The 2,678-nt window shown below is 59.0% G+C and carries 2 protein-coding genes and 1 pseudogene; all 3 read right to left on the bottom strand.

Annotated features, from left to right (window positions below; all coding sequences use genetic code 11):
• Positions 1–637: pseudogene (locus ACXJ5O_RS23820) on the bottom strand (hypothetical protein); the annotation flags it as partial.
• Positions 637–1,554, bottom strand: a complete 918-nt coding sequence (gene sucD / locus ACXJ5O_RS23815; RefSeq protein WP_457302065.1) for a succinate--CoA ligase subunit alpha — start codon at positions 1,552–1,554, stop codon at positions 637–639. The gene sucD and the pseudogene ACXJ5O_RS23820, both read right to left, overlap by 1 nt.
• Positions 1,554–2,678: ADP-forming succinate--CoA ligase subunit beta (gene sucC / locus ACXJ5O_RS23810; RefSeq protein ID WP_457302064.1), on the bottom strand; the 1,125-nt coding region annotated here is incomplete at its 5' end. The genes sucD and sucC, both read right to left, overlap by 1 nt.

Here is a 2,678-nt window from a genome sequence, read left to right as displayed (position 1 = left end):
CCCAGGTACCAACGCCGACAAAACCAATCTGCGCCTCTCGCCACCTATCTCCATGGCGCCGACGCAGGATCTCAATCGACAATCTCGAAAACTCGGCGATAGCATCGCTGGCTCTGTCAACCGCCATAAGCACCGCTTCATGCTCATCATTCAGCGTAATCGGACGATCAGGACCCAAACCTGTTTCATCGTCTTCAACGATTTCGCCATTGGCGAGGCGGGCGAGCATGTTGCGCTGGCGGCGCGACAGGAGAAAGGTTGGATGTGCTGTAAACACCAAGCCAAGCTGACAACGACGAAGGACGGCAATATCCTTCTCGAATGTGCCGTCATCGCCGAGCAGGGATTCGATGGCGAACGTCAGACGCTCGCGATTCTCATCCATATCGAGCGGGCCAACATAACCGGCGAGGGCACGGGCGCGAGCCTGAAAGCTAGCCTTGCCGAGAGTATGAATGAGGCCGGCCAAATCCTGTCTGCTGAGCGTGCCTGCTTCGAGATCACGCGACAGTTCGAAGGAGAGCTGTGCCACAGGATTATAGCGCGGTTCGTCGGTCAGCCGCGCGCGAAAGGCGGCAAGCCTTTCGCGGCAGTGATCTTCAAGCGACATGGCGATCTGATCCGGCGCTCGGTCCATCAACCGGTTGCCGACAGGCGTGGAGATACCGAGCGCTCATTCAGAAGCTCGACCAGCGTTGTGCCAAGACGCGCCGGCGTAGAGGCGATCCGGATGCCAGCTGCTTCCATGGCGCTGATTTTATCTTCTGCGCCACCTTTGCCGCCGGATATGATGGCTCCGGCATGGCCCATGCGCCGGCCCGGAGGTGCTGTCCGCCCCGCAATGAATCCGACCGTTGGCTTCGAACGTCCGCGTCTTGCCTCGTCGGCGAGGAATTGCGCGGCTTCTTCTTCAGCCGAACCGCCGATTTCGCCGATCATCACGATTGACTCCGTCGCCGGATCGGCGAGAAACATTTCCAGCACGTCGATGAACTCGGTGCCTTTGATGGGATCGCCACCGATGCCGACCGCGGTGGTCTGGCCAAGGCCCTGCTGCGAGGTCTGGAATACTGCCTCATAGGTCAGCGTGCCCGAGCGCGACACGATGCCGACGGATCCTTTGCGGAAGATGGAACCTGGCATAATCCCGATCTTGCATTCATCAACAGTCATGATGCCGGGACAGTTGGGGCCGATCAGTCGGGATTTCGAACCGCTCAATGCACGTTTGACACGCTGCATGTCGAGGACCGGAATACCTTCGCTAATGCAAACGATCAGCGGAATTTCCGCCTGGATCGCCTCGCAGATAGCGTCGGCCGCGCCGAAAGGCGGCACGTAAATAACCGAGGCGTCAGCTCCGGTCGCTTCACGTGCCTCCGCCACCGTGTCGAAKACGGGCAGACTGAGATGTGAGGTTCCGCCTTTGCCGGGGGAGGTGCCGCCGACCACGCGGGTGCCATATTTGATCGCCTGTTCGCTGTGGAACGTGCCCGTCTTGCCGGTGAAGCCCTGGCAGAGGAGACGGGTATTCTTGTTGATCAGTATCGACATCAGTTCAAGCCTCCGACTGCATTGACGATCTTCTGGGCGGCATCGTCGAGATCGTCAGCCGGGATGACGTTCAACCCCGATGCTGCAATGATCGTCTTGCCCTCATTCACATTGGTGCCTTCAAGGCGAACAACGAGCGGTACCGTCAGCCCCACTTCCTTGACGGCCGTGATCACACCTTCCGCGATCACGTCGCAGCGCATGATGCCGCCGAAGATGTTGATGAGAATGCCTTTTACATTCGGATCCGCGGTGATGATCTTGAATGCCGCCGCAACCTTCTCGGCAGTGGCGCCGCCGCCGACATCGAGAAAGTTGGCCGGCTCCGCGCCGTAGAACTTGATGATGTCCATGGTCGCCATGGCAAGGCCGGCGCCGTTGACCATGCAGCCGATGCTGCCGTCGAGCGTGATGTAGGAGAGGTCGTATTTCGACGCTTCTATCTCCTTGGCGTCCTCTTCGGTCTCATCACGCATTTCGAAAATGTCGAGATGACGGGCGAGGGCGTTGGAGTCGAAGCTGACCTTGGCGTCGAGACATTTCAACTGGCCGTCGTTCGAGACGATCAGCGGATTGATCTCGAGCATCTCCATGTCTTTGGCAGTGAACGCGGTATAGAGTTTTGCGACGAGTGTATGCGCCTGTTTGGCGAGATCGCCGTCAAGTTCCAGCGCCTTGGCCACGGCGCGGCCATGATGGGGCAAGATGCCCGTTGCGGGATCGACCGAGAAGGTCAGGATCTTTTCCGGTGTGTCGTGCGCGATGGTTTCGATGTCCATGCCGCCCTCTGTGGAGACAACGAACGAAACGCGGCTGGTTGCGCGGTCGACAAGAAGCGAGAGGTAGAATTCCTTCTCGATCTGCGATCCGTCCTCGACATAGAGACGGTTGACCTGCTTGCCTGAAGGGCCGGTCTGGATCGTCACCAATGTATTGCCAAGCATCTCAGCGGCATGTTCGCGAACTTCCGCAACCGAACGGGCAAGGCGGACACCGCCCTTTGCACCTTCGCCCAGTTCCTTGAACGAACCTTTACCGCGGCCGCCGGCATGAATTTGCGATTTGACGACAAAGACCGGACCGGGAAGCCTTGCGGCCATTTCACCGGCCTCTTCGATGTCCAC

The organism is Phyllobacterium sp. P5_D12 (genome assembly GCF_054049495.1).
Note: the sequence above shows the minus strand (reverse complement) of the source record. Positions and strands in the feature narration are given on the sequence as shown.